We start from the raw sequence: 13,708 nt of genomic DNA, 5'->3' as shown, positions 1-13,708 counted from the left end.
CCGAGCAGCCGTGCACCCGCTGATCTGTACGCGCTGCGGGGAGTGGGACGGGGACCCGGACGCCGGTGGCGGGGAGCACCTGCTGCGCTGCGCCTCCTGCGGTCGTACCCGCCCCTTCCTGCGGCTTCCGCTCCTGTGCGTTACCGGTCCCAGCGGCACCGGGAAGTCCACTGTGGCCCGGGAGCTCCTGGGTCGCCTGGGGCAGCGTTTCGTCGTGCTCGAACAGGACCTGCTCTGGGTGGGCGGACTGCGCGACCCCGCCGACGACCACAGACTGTTCCGCTCCACCTGGCTGCGTACCGCCGCCATGGTGCAGCAGAGCGGGCGGCCGGTCGTGCTGTGCGGGACCGTTGCCCCGCCGGAACTGGAGCACCTGCCCGAGCGCGCGCTCTTCGCCGGGGTGCACTACCTCGCCCTGACCTGTGAGCCCGGTGTCCTCACCGCCCGGCTACGGGCCCGCCCGGCCTGGCGCGGCTGGGACGAGGAGCGGATCATCGAGACGTTGGAACACCAGGACTGGCTGCGCACCGAGGCGAGTCGGCTGCGGCCTCCCGTCACCCTGCTCGACACCACCGGGTCCGCTCCGGGGCAGACCGCTGCGGCCGTCCACCGCTGGGCCGAGCGCCTCTGGCCGGACGGCGCCCTGGAGGACGCGGCCGCCAGCTGACGGCAAAGGGCTCCGGGAGGAAGCCTCCCGGAGCCCTGGTGTCCCGCTCCGTGCGTTCTGCTCGTGCGTCCTGGTCCGCGCGGACCGGCTAGAAGTCGAAGCCGCCGAAGTCCCCGAAGTCTCCGCCGCCGTCGAAGTCGCCGCCCGCGTCGCCCATGTCCTCACCGGCGCCCATCATGCCGCCGCCCATCATCGACCCCATCATGGAGCCCATCATCATGCCGGTGAACATGCCCATCATCATGTTCATGCCGAAGTAGCCGCCGGCGTAGGGCGAGTAGGCCGGACCCGCGTCGTAGTACGGGCGGCGCTCACCGTCGACCTCGACCATGCGCACGTCCGGCTGGCCGCCGGTGCGCACCGCCTGGGCGCAGACCGGGCACGCGGTCACCGACCGGGGCGAGCCGCCGGGCGGGGCCCAGGTGACGTCCTCGCTGGACGGGCCGTGCTGCGGGTTGAAGAAACAGGGACCGCGCCGCGCGGGCACCGGGTCGCCGTTCATCCGGGCCCGGGTGGCGGTCATGTAGTAGCGGCCGTCCTCCAGGGCGCCGGTCACCATCTTGACCTGTTCGGGTTCCTGGATGGTGTCCAGCAGGGACTTGGCCTGGTCGTAGGAGTCCATGGCCCGCGAGTAGTCGCTGCGGGTCGCCTCGTCCACCTTGGACAGGTCGATCTCCAGGCGGGCGACGTCCTCACCGAGGCGGACGACGTCCTCGGTGGCCATCTGCTTGATCTCCTCGAGCTGCTTCGCCTTCTCGGCCTCGCGCTTCTTGCGGCTGTTGTAGACGTACCAGCCGCCGGCCGCGACGATGATCGCGAGGATGGCGAGCAGCACCAGGCCGGAACCGCCGCCCCCGGCCGGGGCCTCACTGGCGGTCTCGGTGGTCTCGACGGCGTCGGGCATCGCCACGAGGGTGTCGATCGGGTTCGGGGTGTCTCCGCCCTCACGGAGCGACAGCTCCCTGATCGCGTCGGTGTTCTCCAGGTTGGGTGAGGTGACGTAGAAGTTCTCGCTTCCGCCCAGCACGCCGTAGGCCCCGTCGCCGACCTCGGCCATGACCGGTTCCATCACGGCGTTCACCCCGGCCTGGGAGGTGGCGACCTCCGAGGGCAGGAAGACGTAGTAGACGGGTGTGTCGGAGCCCGCGGCGGCGGCCTCCAGAGCGGCCTCGTCCGCGGCCGGGACCCCGTCGATCGACGGATCGATGAAGACCCCGTCGTTCTCCAGCTCCGCGACGATGTCCTGTGTCTGGGGTGCTTCGGTCTGGGTGTCGGCTGCGGCCGGAACCGCTGCGGCGGTGACCATCCCCGCCGCGAGTCCGGCGGCCAGCACTGTGGGTGTTACCAAGCGGCGCAACATATCGTTCCTCTCGCCTCCCTTAACCACAGGGACGAACAGGAGCCCCGAACAGTTCCCGAGGCCAGCCCTTGTGTCCAGTGTCTCCCGGCTGTCCCGGCGACGGGTTGGTGACACGAAGGGGCCCGCCGAGCGGACTCGGCGGGCCCCTCATGGGAGCGGTGCGGGCGAGCGGCTAGCGCTTGGCGCCCGATCCGGCGAGGTCGGCGTCGTTGTCCGTGCCCTCACGGCTTTCCCCGGCCTCGGCGGTCGCACGCTCGGCGGCGATCTCCTCGGCGGAGGCGGTGCCCGGCTCGTCCAGCGGGACGAAACCGGTCGAGCCGCGCGGCGCGTGGTAACGGGTGACGTCGAGGATGCCCTCGCGCTTGGCCACGATCGCCGGGACCAGTGCCTGACCGGCCACGTTCGTGGCGGTACGGCCCATGTCCAGGATCGGGTCGACGGCCAGCAGCAGGCCCACGCCCTCCAGGGGCAGGCCCAGGGTGGACAGGGTCAGGGTCAGCATGACGGTCGCGCCGGTGGTGCCCGCGGTGGCCGCGGAACCGATCACCGAGACGAAGACGATCAGCAGGTAGTCGGTGATCCCCAGGTCGATACCGAAGAACTGGGCGACGAAGATCGCCGAGATCGCCGGGTAGATCGCGGCGCAGCCGTCCATCTTGGTGGTGGCGCCGAACGGGACCGCGAAGGCGGAGTAGTGGCGGGGCACACCGAGGTTCTGCTCGGCGACGCGCTGGGTGACGGGCAGGGTGCCCAGCGAGGAGCGCGAAACGAAACCGAGCTGGACGGCGGGCCACACACCGGTGAAGTACTTGAGCGGGGAGAGCCCGTTGAGGCGGGCGACCACCGGGTAGACGACGAACAGCACCAGGGCCAGGCCGAGGTAGATGGCGACGGTGAACTGCCCGAGTGCGCCGATGGTCGTCCAGCCGTAGCTGTAGACCGCGTTGCCCAGCAGGCCGACGGTGCCGATCGGGGCCAGGCGGATGACCCACCACAGGGCCTTGAGCACGACCTCCAGGGTGGAGGCGGTGAACTTGATGAAGGGCTCGGCGGCCTTGCCGACCTTCACCGCGGCGATGCCCAGGACCACGGCGATCACGATGAGCTGGAGCACGTTGAACGACAGCGACGTGGTGAGGGTGCCGTCGTCGGCGGCGGAGGTGTTCGCGGCCAGGCCGAGGAAGTTGGCCGGGACGATGCTCTCGATGAAGGCCAGCCAGGAGCCGGTGGTGGAGGGCTCAGCCGCGGTGGCCTCGTCCACGGCGCTGTTCAGGCCGGGGCGCAGGGTCAGGCCGATGGCGATCGCGATGGCCACCGAGACCAGCGCCGTGGCCGCGAACCACAGCAGCGTCTTCCACGCCAGCCGTGCGGCGTTGGCGACGTTGCGCAGGTTGGCGATGGAGGAGATGACGGCGAGGACGATCAGCGGCGGCACGATGGTGCGCAGCAGGGCCACGAAGGTCGAGCCGATGGTTTGGAGGGTGACCGCGAGCCAGTTCGGCTCGTCGTCACCGACGGGGCCGATCTGGAGGGCGACGACACCGAGGACGATGCCGAGCACCAGGCCGAGGAGAACCTGGGCGGCGAACGGGAAACGCAGTTTGCGTCTGGGAGCTGTGGTCTGCTCGGACACGGAAGGAAGACTCCAGAGATGGGTGGCCGGGCGCACGCGTGCGACGTCACGGGTCGGCGCGGCGGGCCGCGGGTGCTCGGCACAGGGGAAGGGCGGGCATCACCGGGAGAGGTGACCTGGGAAGGGTGAGCGGCGCGCTGCCCGGCGGAAGGCGCGGGCGCGCGTGGACCTAGCTACACGCGTGACTGTTGAAGCGGCACAGGTCGATGTGCCACCTTCGCGTCAGTCCCCAGATGTTCGTCACGATCGAGAACAATAGCCCGGTTTCCTTACCTTTTCCATACACAACTGGTCGCCTCGTGCGGAACAGCTGGTCGGAGTGCCTACTGCGCTGGGTCTTCCCGCTTCCGGGGGCGATGAGGATCACCCCCGGGAGGCGGGGGGAGAGGCCGGAGTCAACGGGCGCGGTCGGGGAAACACCCACGGGTGCCGGGTGGGGCGGAGTGGGACAATCCGTGGAAAGCACCGTTACGGGGTGACAGTGGTGGCCACTGTGGGCGACGAGCACGATCCGACTACCGGAGGCAGTGACGTGTCCGCTCCCACCGTGCCAGAGAAGTCGGTCTCCTCCAGGGCGGACCAGTGGTCCCTGATCCAGCCGCCGCCGGAGGGGTGTACCGCTGACGACCTGGACCGTAGGCCCGATCTTCCGCCGCACACCGAACTCATCGACGGAAGCCTGGTTCTGGTGAGCCCCCAGAAACTGTTCCCTATGCTCGTCCTCAAACTGTTGGAGCGTGAACTCGACCGGCAGGTCCCCGAACACCTGCTGGTGGCGCGGGAGTTCTCGGTCAAACTGGCCAAGAGACAGCGCCCGGAACCAGACCTGCTGTTGGTGCGAACCGATGCCCTCGACGAGTTCGACCAGACCTGGGTTCTTCCCTCGGCGGTGCAGTTGGCCGTGGAGGTCGTCTCGCCGGAGTCGGAGATCCGGGACAGGGAGCGTAAACCAGAGCTCTACGCCCGTGCTGGCATCCCGCACTTCTGGCGCGTGGAACAGGACGGGGACGAAGCGGTGGCCTACGTCCATGGATTGGATCCGGCCAGCGGTCGCTACGGCAGGCCCTCGATCCACCGTGGAGTTCTCAAGACCACGGTGCCCGTCGACACCGAGATCGACCTGGCCGGTCTCCGCGGTCGATGAATGAGGGGCACCGCCCTTCAGCGGTGCCCCTGCGCCGGGAACGAATGTGTGGTCAGGCGTCCTTGATGTCGCAGACCACGGCGCCGTTGCCCACGGTCTCGCCCGGGGCGACCTTCAACCCGGTCACGGTCCCGGCCCGGTGCGCGGTCAGCGGCTGCTCCATCTTCATCGCCTCGATCACCACCACCGTCTCGCCCTCGGCCACGGTCTGGCCCTCGGCGGCCACGACCTTGACCACGGTGCCCTGCATCGGCGAGACCAGCGAGTCCCCGCTGGCCGAGGCCGCGCCACCGCTCTTACGGGCGGCGCGCTTCTTCTTCCCACCGCTGTTCCCGGCAGCGGGGGCCGCCGCGACACCCAGGGAGGCGGGCAGGACCACGTCGATGCGCTTACCGCCCACCTCCACCGTCACGGTCTCGCGCTCGGCCGGCTCGGCGGCGCCGGCCTGGCCCGCCCAGGGGGCGATCTGGTTGTCGAACTCGGTCTCGATCCACCGGGTGTAGACCCCGAACGGCTGGGCGGGGTCGGTGGGGGCGAACGCCGGGTCCTCCACGACGGTCTGGTGGAAGGGGATCACCGTGGGCATCCCGCCGACCTCGAACTCGGCCAGCGCCCGCTTGGAGCGCTGGAGCGCCTCGGTACGGGTGCGGCCGGTCACGATCAGCTTGGCGACCATCGAGTCGAAGGCCTGGGGGACGGTGAACCCCGCCTCACAGCCGGTGTCCACCCGCACACCCGGCCCGCCGGGCAGGGTGAAGGAGGTGATGGTGCCGGGGGCGGGCATGAAGCCGCGTCCGGCGTCCTCGGCGTTGATCCGGAACTCGAAGGAGTGCCCGCGAACCTGGGGGTCGGTGTAGCCCAGTTCCTGGCCGTCGGCGATGCGGAACATCTCACGGACCAGGTCGATCCCGGTGACCTCCTCGGACACGGGGTGCTCGACCTGCAGGCGGGTGTTGACCTCCAGGAAGGAGATGGTGCCGTCCACGCCGACCAGGAACTCGCAGGTGCCCGCGCCCACATAGCCCGCCTCCTTGAGGATGGCCTTGGAGGAGGCGTACAGCCGCTGCGTCTGATCGTCGGACAGGAAGGGGGCGGGGGCCTCCTCCACCAGTTTCTGGTGGCGGCGCTGCAGCGAGCAGTCGCGGGTGGAGACCACCACGACGTTGCCGTGGGAGTCGGCCAGGCACTGGGTCTCCACGTGGCGGGGCTTGTCCAGGTAGCGTTCCACGAAGCACTCGCCCCGACCGAACGCGGTGACCGCCTCGCGTGCCGCCGACTCGTAGGCGTCGGGTACCTCCTCCAGGGTGTGGGCGACCTTGAGCCCGCGCCCGCCGCCGCCGAAGGCGGCCTTGATCGCGATCGGCAGTCCGTGCTGCTCGGCGAAGGCCACGACCTCCTCGGCGGAGGTGACCGGGTCGGGGGTGCCCGCGACCAGGGGGGCGCCGACCTTCTGCGCGATGTGGCGGGCCTGCACCTTGTCGCCGAGTGCGGTGATCGCCGCTGGTGGCGGGCCGATCCAGGTGAGCCCGGCGTCGATGACGGCCTGGGCGAAGTCGGCGTTCTCGGCCAGGAACCCGTACCCGGGGTGCACGGCGTCCGCACCGGACTCCGCGGCGATGGTCAGGAGTTTGTCGATGTCGAGGTAGGAGTCGGCCGGGGTGGAGCCGCCCAGGCTGTGGGCCTGGTCGGCGACCTTGACGTGCAGGGCGTGCAGGTCGGGTTCGGCGTAGACGGCGACGCTGGTGATCCCGGCGTCGCGGCAGGCGCGGGCGATGCGCACGGCGATCTCGCCGCGGTTGGCGATCAGAACTTTACGCACGGTGGAAATCCTCCAGCTGGAGCGTGGAGCGGCGTCACGCGCCGACCGCTCGACGAAGAGTCTAGAAAACGGGAGAGCACGGCAGAGGTCACCTCGTGCTCATGCGCCAGGCGCTGGGGCCGGGACGCAACGGGGCGCGCATACCGCAGGAACGGTCCCGCCACCCGGAGACGGGACGCTCGGGCCCGGGCGCCTCGGCGGCGGCCCGGGCCGCCGCCGCACGGGCCGTGAGCACGGCGGTGAGCACGGCGAGCTCCTCCTCGGTGGGCTCACCGCGCACCACGGCCAGGTGCGGCGCGTTCTCACGCGGGTCGGTCGGCGCGCTCACAGCGGGATGTTCCCGTGCTTCTTGGGCGGCAGCTGCTTGCGCTTGTTGCGCAGCGCCTTCAGCGCCTTGGTGACCTGCACCCGGGTCTCGGAGGGCAGGATGACCCCGTCCACGTAGCCGCGTTCGGCCGCCGAGTACGGGTTCAGCAGGGTGTCCTCGTACTCGCCGACCAGTCGGGACCGCTCGGCCTCGACGTCGTCGGCCGCAGCGAGTGTGCGCCGGTGCAGGATGTTCACCGCGCCCTGGGCCCCCATGACCGCGATCTGCGCGGTGGGCCAGGCCAGGTTGACGTCGGCGCCCAGGTGCTTGGAGCCCATCACGTCGTAGGCGCCGCCGAAGGCCTTGCGGGTGATGACGGTGATCAGCGGGACCGTGGCCTCGGCGTAGGCGTACAGGAGCTTGGCGCCTCGGCGGATGATGCCGTCCCACTCCTGGTCGGTGCCGGGCAGGAAGCCGGGCACGTCCACGAAGGTCAGTACCGGGACGTTGAAGGCGTCGCAGGTGCGGACGAACCGCGCGGCCTTCTCGGAGGCGTCGATGTCCAGGCAGCCCGCGAAGCTCATCGGCTGGTTGGCGACGATGCCCACGGACCGGCCGTCCACCCGGCCGTAGCCCACCACGATGTTGGTGGCGAACTGGCCGTGTACCTCGAGGAAGTCGCCGTCGTCCAGGACGGACTCGATGACCTGCTTGATGTCGTAGGGCTGGTTGGCCGAGTCCGGGATGAACGCGTCCAGGGCCAGGTCGGTGTCGGTGAGCTCGTCGCCCGGGTCGTCCTCGGGGGCCACGAGCGGCGCCTCCTCGAGGTTGTTGTCCGGCAGGTGCGACAGCAGCGCCTTCACGTAGTCGATGGCGTCCTGCTCGTCGGCGCCCCGGTAGTGCGCCACCCCCGACTTGCTGGCGTGGGTGTTGGCGCCGCCGAGCTCCTCCATGGAGACGTCCTCGCCGGTGACGGTCTTGATGACGTCGGGGCCGGTGATGAACATCTGGGAGGTCTCGTCGACCATCACCACGAAGTCGGTGAGGGCCGGGGAGTAGACGTGTCCGCCCGCGGTGGCGCCCATGATCAGGGAGATCTGCGGGATGACACCGGAGGCGTGGGTGTTGCGTTTGAAGATCTCCGCGTACAGGCCGAGCGCCACCACACCCTCCTGGATGCGCGCGCCGCCGCCCTCGTTGATGCCCACCACGGGGCAGCCGTTGGTGAGGGCGTGGTCGAGGACCTTACAGATCTTCTCACCATAGACCTCGCCCAGTGATCCGCCGAAGACGGTGACGTCCTGGCTGAACACGGCGACGGGGCGGCCGTCGACGGTCCCGTGGCCGGTCACGACGCCGTCCCCGTAGGGGCGGTTGGCGTCCAGGCCGAAGTTGGTCGAGCGGTGCCGGGCCAGCGCGTCGAACTCGACGAACGAACCCGGATCGAGCAGCGCGTCGATCCGCTCGCGTGCGGTCATCTTGCCTTTGGCGTGCTGCTTCTCGACGGCTCGCTCGGACCCGGCGTGCACGGCTTCGTACCTGCGTCGCCGCAGGTCGTCGAGCTTGCCGGCGGTCGTGTGGATGTCGATCTCAGCCGCGGACAGCGGTTCAGGGGCTTCGGTGGCCATAACAGCTCAGGTTAGCTCCGGGGGTCTCACGCGCCTTCACGCGGCCTGGGTTACTCGTCAGTAGGTTTACTCATGTATGGCCCGGACGTCCAGTCGCGATCCGGTAGGAAGCCCGGGTGTAAAAGGCGCTCCGAAACGCCGGATTACCGTGAGTCAATGTGAATTGTCCACGCCAGGCCACAATTGTTAACGCTCGGGCATAACCACGGTAAATCCACCCCCGCACGCACGCCGCCAGGGACGATCTCGGTAAGGTCGGCCCCATGACAGCGGTAAGCGCAGAACGTGACAGTGCCCGGCAGGAAGTCCCCGAACAGCTCAGGAATGACGTCAAGCTGCTCGGCGAGATGCTCGGAACGGTCCTCGCCGAAAGCGGCGGTGAGGACCTGCTCGCCGATGTCGAGAAACTCCGGCACGCGGTGATCGGCGCCCGCGACGGCTCCGTCACCACCGAGGAGATCACCGAGATCGTCGCCGCCTGGCCCCTGGAACGCGCCAAGCAGGTCGCCCGCGCCTTCACGGTCTACTTCCATCTGGCCAACCTGGCCGAGGAACACCAGCGGATGCGCGCCCTGCGCGAACGCGACGACGCCGCCAACCCCTCCCGCGAGTCCCTGGCCGCCGCCGTGCGCGCCATCCGCGAGACCGGCGGCGGCGAGGAGCGCCTGGCCGAACTGGTCGCGGGCATGGAGTTCCATCCGGTGCTCACCGCCCACCCCACCGAGGCCCGCCGCCGCGCCGTCTCCACCTCCATCCTGCGGATCAGCGCCCAGCTGGACGCCTGGCACACCTCCCACGAGGGCAGCAGCGCCGCCGCCGAGGCGCACCGCCGCCTCCTGGAGGAGATCGACCTGCTCTGGCGCACCTCGCAGTTGCGCTACACCAAGCTGGACCCGCTCGACGAGGTGCGCACCGCCCTGGCCGCCTTCGACGAGACGATCTTCGCGATCATCCCGGAGGTCTACCGGACCCTGGACACCGCCATCGACCCCGAGGGAACCGGCACCCGTCCGCCCAGCGCCGCGCCCTTCGTGCGCTACGGCACCTGGATCGGCGGCGACCGCGACGGCAACCCCTTCGTCACCCACGAGGTCACCCGCGAGGCCGTGACCATCCAGTCCGAGCACATCCTGCGCGGCCTGGAGGCCACCTGCGGCAAGCTCGCCCGCACCCTCACCGCCTACTCCAACCTCACCCCGGCCAGCCCCGCGCTGCTGGACACGGTCTCCCAGGCCAGGGCCGGACACCCCGCCCTGATGGGCGAGATCACCCAGCGCTCACCCAACGAACCCCACCGCCAGCTCCTGCTCCTGGCCACCGCACGCCTGCGCGCCACCCGTGAACGCGACGCCGACCTCGCCTACGCGGGTGCCGACGAGTTCCTCGCCGACCTGCGCCTGGTCCAGGACTCCCTGGCCGCCGCGGGCGCCAACCGGCAGGCCTACGGCGAACTCCAGCACCTGATCTGGCAGACCGAGACCTTCGGCTTCCACCTGGCCGAACTGGAGATCCGCCAGCACAGCGAGGTCCACGCCGCCGCGCTCGCCGAAGTCGAGGCGGGCGGCCCCCTCTCGGAGCGCACCGAGGAGGTCCTCAACACCATCCGGACCGTCTCCTGGATCCAGGAGCGCTTCGGCGTGGAGGCCTGCCGCCGCTACATCGTCAGCTTCACCCGCTCTGCCGCCGACATCGAGGCCGTCTACAAGCTGGCCACTCACGCCCTGCCACCCAAGCGCGTACCGGTCCTGGACGTCATCCCGCTCTTCGAGACCGGCGCCGACCTCGAGGCCTCGCCCGGAGTCCTGGCCGGGATGCTCGAACTCCCGCCGGTCCGCCAGCGCCTGGCCGACAACGACCGCCGCGTGGAGGTCATGCTCGGCTACAGCGACTCCGCCAAGGACGTGGGCCCGGTCAGCGCCACCCTGCGGCTGTACGACGCCCAGGCCCGGCTGTCCGCGTGGGCCGGGGAGAACGACGTGGTCCTCACCCTCTTCCACGGCCGGGGCGGCTCCCTCGGCCGTGGCGGCGGCCCGGCCAGCCGCGCCCTGCTCGCCCAGGCGCCGGGTTCGGTCGGCGGTCGCTTCAAGGTCACCGAACAGGGCGAGGTCATCTTCGCCCGCTACGGCCAGGCCGCCATCGGCCGCCGCCACATCGAACAGGTCGGCCACGCCGTCCTGATGGCCTCCACCGACACCGTCCAGGAACGCGAACGCGCCGCCGCCGAGCGCTACCGCCCCTACGCGGACACCGTCGCGACCGCGGCCCAGGAGACCTACCTGTCGCTGATCAACACCGAGGACTTCGCGGTGTGGTTCTCCCGGGTCAGCCCCCTGGAGGAACTCGGCGAACTCCGTCTGGGCTCCCGCCCCTCCCGCCGCGGCGCCGCCAAGGGCCTCGGGGACCTGCGCGCCATCCCGTGGGTGTTCGCCTGGACCCAGACCCGGGTCAACCTCCCGGGCTGGTACGGCCTGGGCACCGGCCTGGCCGCCGTCGACGACCTGTCCGTCCTCCAGTCCGCCTACCAGGAGTGGCCGCTGTTCGCCTCGCTGCTGGACAACGCGGAGATGAGCCTGGCCAAGACCGACCGCACCATCGCCGAGCGCTACCTGGCCCTGGGCGGGCGGCCCGAGCTCACCGAGACGGTCCTGGGCGAGTACGACCGCACCCGCGAACTCGTCCTCGAGGTGACCGGCCACGACCGCCTCCTGGAGAACCGCGCGATCCTCTCCCGCGCCGTGGACCTGCGCAACCCGTACGTGGACGCGCTCAGCCACCTCCAGCTCCGCGCCCTGGAAGCCCTGCGCGGCGAGGAGTCGCACTCCCTGTCCGACCAGGACAGCCAGCACCTGGAGCGACTGCTCCTGCTCTCGGTCAACGGAGTCGCAGCGGGGTTGCAGAACACCGGCTGACCCCTGCCTGTTGAACCTCGGGCCCCGCACCTGCCGCAGGCGCGGGGCCCGACTCGTGGATGAGTCAGACGGGGAACGCGCCGGTGTCGATCAAGAGGCCGAAGGGTGAGGGGAGCTCGATCCCTTCGCCGAAGGGGACACGGAGACTACGGGTGTAGCGCCCGCCTTCAGGAGCCGAGAACAGGGTTACCTCACCCTTGGCGCTCTCCGGGTCCCAGCGGTCCACCAGGAGGTAAAGGGGAACCTCCGTATGTGCGTAGCCCCAGAGTTTGGGCTTGCGATCCTTCTGTGCCGTGCTCTTGGAAGTCACCTCAACCACGAGGATCGCATCCTTGATCAGCTGCTCAGGGTCAGAGCTCAGCACTGACTAGGGCAACACCATCAGGTCAGGTATGTACAGGCCACTGCGGAGTGGTATTCGCACACCGATGTTCTGGTAAACCTCTGCTCCACCGATTCCGCTTCCCTCATGGTGGCACTCCAGAACGAGCCACTTGTGGATCAGGGCCACGATGTGGCCGTGTTCGAGGGAGGGGGAGTCATGATCTTGATGTCGCCTTCGATGATCTCGGCCCGCCAGCCTTCGGGCAGGTCGAGTTCTTCCCAGGCGCGCAGCACGACTTCCCAGTGGGACGGCTCGTGCTGGGCCGTCCTTGTTGCTGCGATGGTCAACTGTCGCACCTCCGGCTACTCAAAGTAGCTAGACATGATCACCGATGTGCTGGAATCAGCTTAACCGGGGTGGAACCGGCTTGGCGGGTTGTCCACAGAGGATTTCGGGGCTGTTGTAATGGGCCTATGACCAGCGAAGCCCACACCGCGCTCCTCCCTCTGAACCAGTCCGCGATCGCGGCCTCCGTCATCCGTCCCGGCGGGCTGTGGCGCGGCGTCGACGTGGTGCCCGAGGCCGGGTCCACCAACACCGACCTTATCGCCCGCTCCAAGGATGGAGCGCCCGAGGGCACCGTCCTGGTCACCGAGCACCAGACCGCGGGCAAGGGCCGTCTGGGGCGCGGGTTCACCACACCGGCCCGTGTGGCGCTCACCTTCTCCGTGCTGGTGCGGCCCTCCGTGCCCTCCGACCGGCTGGGCTGGGTCTCCCCGATGATGGGGCTGGCCGCCGTCGCCGCCGTGCGCGAGGTGACCGGGGTCAAGGCCGCGCTCAAGTGGCCCAACGACGTCCTCGTGCCGGGGGAGGAACGGGACGGCAAGCTGGCCGGGATCCTCGCCGAGGCCGACTTCTCCGACGCCGACCAACTGGGGATCGTGGTGGGTATGGGGCTGAACGTCGCCCAGACCCGCGAGCAGCTCCCCGTGGAGAACGCGACCTCACTCCGCGCCGAGGGGGCTCCCGGGATCAGCCGGGACGAACTCCTCGCCACGGTTCTGGCCGAGTTCGAGGAACGCTACGCCGCGTGGACCGCGTCAGCGGGCGACGCCGAGGTCAGCGGGCTGGCCGCCGAGTACCGGGACGTCTGCCTCACCCTCGGACGGCCCGTCCGGGTCCACCTGCCCGGAGACCGCCTCCTGGAAGGCACCGCGACCGGGGTTGACGCCCAAGCAAGGCTCCTGGTCGGGGAGCGGGCGCTCAGCGCCGGGGACGTCGTGCACGTCCGCCCCGGCCGATGAGCGCGAACCACTCGTCCGCAGGAGCATTCCAGCCACTCCCGGACCCGGTCGGCGTGTGCCATTATCACCGTTATGGCTATCGCGGACCGTTATCTCTCCGACGACGAGGAACTCGTCTACGTCGCACGGCAGCACTGGACTCTCCTCGCCGGTGAGTTCGTCGCGCTGCTGCTCATCATCGGTGTCGTCGGCGCCGCCCTGTTCTTCATACCCTGGAACGAGGACTGGAGCCTGATCGCCGGAGGAGTCGTGGTGGCCGTCGGCGTCGTCGCCGCGCTCGCCTTCTGGTTCGTCCCCATGCTCAAGTGGGCGACCACCGTCTACATCCTCACCAACCGGCGGCTGATGATGCGGGACGGCATCATCTCCAAGCAGGGCCGGGACATGCCGCTGACCAGGGTGAACGATGTTTCCTTCAACATCACGCTCTGGGAACGGATCATGCGGTACGGAACGTTGTCCATTCAGTCGGCATCAGAGCAGGAGGGCATGGTCCTCCAGCGGGTGCCCAGACCCCAGTGGTTCCAGTCGGAGATCTACCGCCAGGTCAACGCGGCCCAGCGGCCGGACTACCCGACCGGCCCCCAGGGTTGACCCCAGGCCTCCGGCGTA

12 protein-coding genes are annotated in these 13,708 nt (G+C 69.7%); 5 read left to right on the top strand and 7 right to left on the bottom strand.

Going from position 1 to position 13,708, the window contains the following annotated elements:
* Positions 1-10: 10 nt before the first annotated feature.
* A complete protein-coding gene (locus HNR07_RS19610; protein WP_184366233.1) occupies positions 11-667 on the top strand; it encodes an AAA family ATPase in 657 nt (218 codons plus the stop codon).
* Positions 668-755: 88 nt separating this feature from the next.
* On the opposite strand, the gene HNR07_RS19605 is transcribed toward HNR07_RS19610, so the two are convergent.
* Positions 756-2,000, bottom strand: coding sequence for a chemotaxis protein CheA (locus HNR07_RS19605; protein ID WP_184372348.1), 1,245 nt, complete (start codon positions 1,998-2,000; stop codon positions 756-758).
* Between the two features lie 199 nt (positions 2,001-2,199).
* On the bottom strand, positions 2,200-3,660 hold the full coding sequence (locus HNR07_RS19600; RefSeq protein WP_184366232.1) for a dicarboxylate/amino acid:cation symporter: 1,461 nt from the start codon (positions 3,658-3,660) through the stop codon (positions 2,200-2,202).
* A 532-nt stretch (positions 3,661-4,192) separates the two neighbouring features.
* On the opposite strand from HNR07_RS19600, the gene HNR07_RS19595 reads away from it, so the two are divergent.
* A complete protein-coding gene (locus tag HNR07_RS19595) occupies positions 4,193-4,804 on the top strand; it encodes a Uma2 family endonuclease (protein WP_184372345.1) in 612 nt (203 codons plus the stop codon).
* Between the two features lie 52 nt (positions 4,805-4,856).
* Here HNR07_RS19595 and HNR07_RS19590 read toward each other — a convergent pair whose 3' ends face one another.
* The 3 genes from HNR07_RS19590 to HNR07_RS19580 all read right to left on the bottom strand — a co-directional run bounded on the left by HNR07_RS19590 (position 4,857) and on the right by HNR07_RS19580 (position 8,558).
* Complete coding sequence (locus HNR07_RS19590; protein WP_184366231.1) at positions 4,857-6,623, bottom strand: acetyl/propionyl/methylcrotonyl-CoA carboxylase subunit alpha; 1,767 nt, start codon at positions 6,621-6,623, stop codon at positions 4,857-4,859.
* A gap of 88 nt (positions 6,624-6,711) precedes the next feature.
* Positions 6,712-6,951, bottom strand: a complete 240-nt coding sequence (locus HNR07_RS19585; RefSeq protein WP_184366230.1) for an acyl-CoA carboxylase subunit epsilon — start codon at positions 6,949-6,951, stop codon at positions 6,712-6,714.
* Entirely contained in the window at positions 6,948-8,558 is a 1,611-nt protein-coding gene (locus HNR07_RS19580; RefSeq protein ID WP_184366229.1) for an acyl-CoA carboxylase subunit beta, read from the bottom strand. Before HNR07_RS19580 ends, HNR07_RS19585 begins: the two co-directional genes overlap by 4 nt.
* Positions 8,559-8,821: 263 nt before the next feature.
* On the opposite strand from HNR07_RS19580, the gene HNR07_RS19575 reads away from it, so the two are divergent.
* Positions 8,822-11,467 carry a phosphoenolpyruvate carboxylase gene (locus HNR07_RS19575; RefSeq protein ID WP_221318874.1) on the top strand — a complete coding sequence of 882 codons (2,646 nt, stop codon included), beginning with the start codon at positions 8,822-8,824 and terminating at the stop codon, positions 11,465-11,467.
* 64 nt (positions 11,468-11,531) lie between these two features.
* On the opposite strand, the gene HNR07_RS35915 is transcribed toward HNR07_RS19575, so the two are convergent.
* Positions 11,532-11,831 carry a Uma2 family endonuclease gene (locus tag HNR07_RS35915; protein WP_312893898.1) on the bottom strand — a complete coding sequence of 100 codons (300 nt, stop codon included), beginning with the start codon at positions 11,829-11,831 and terminating at the stop codon, positions 11,532-11,534.
* A 137-nt stretch (positions 11,832-11,968) separates the two neighbouring features.
* Positions 11,969-12,139: a hypothetical protein gene (locus HNR07_RS35910; RefSeq protein ID WP_312893897.1), complete on the bottom strand. Its 171-nt coding sequence runs from the start codon at positions 12,137-12,139 to the stop codon at positions 11,969-11,971.
* 126 nt (positions 12,140-12,265) lie between these two features.
* On the opposite strand from HNR07_RS35910, the gene HNR07_RS19565 reads away from it, so the two are divergent.
* Together HNR07_RS19565 and HNR07_RS19560 are read left to right on the top strand one after the other, a co-directional pair.
* The gene (locus tag HNR07_RS19565) at positions 12,266-13,096 is read left to right on the top strand and encodes a biotin--[acetyl-CoA-carboxylase] ligase (RefSeq protein ID WP_184366228.1); all 831 of its coding nucleotides are present in this window, start codon (positions 12,266-12,268) and stop codon (positions 13,094-13,096) included.
* Positions 13,097-13,168: 72 nt separating this feature from the next.
* Entirely contained in the window at positions 13,169-13,690 is a 522-nt protein-coding gene (locus HNR07_RS19560) for a PH domain-containing protein (protein ID WP_184366227.1), read from the top strand.
* The last annotated feature ends 18 nt before the right edge of the window (positions 13,691-13,708 follow it).

Source organism: Nocardiopsis metallicus (genome assembly GCF_014201115.1).
GTDB lineage: Bacteria > Actinomycetota > Actinomycetes > Streptosporangiales > Streptosporangiaceae > Nocardiopsis > Nocardiopsis metallicus.
This window is presented reverse-complemented; position numbering and strand designations above follow the sequence as displayed.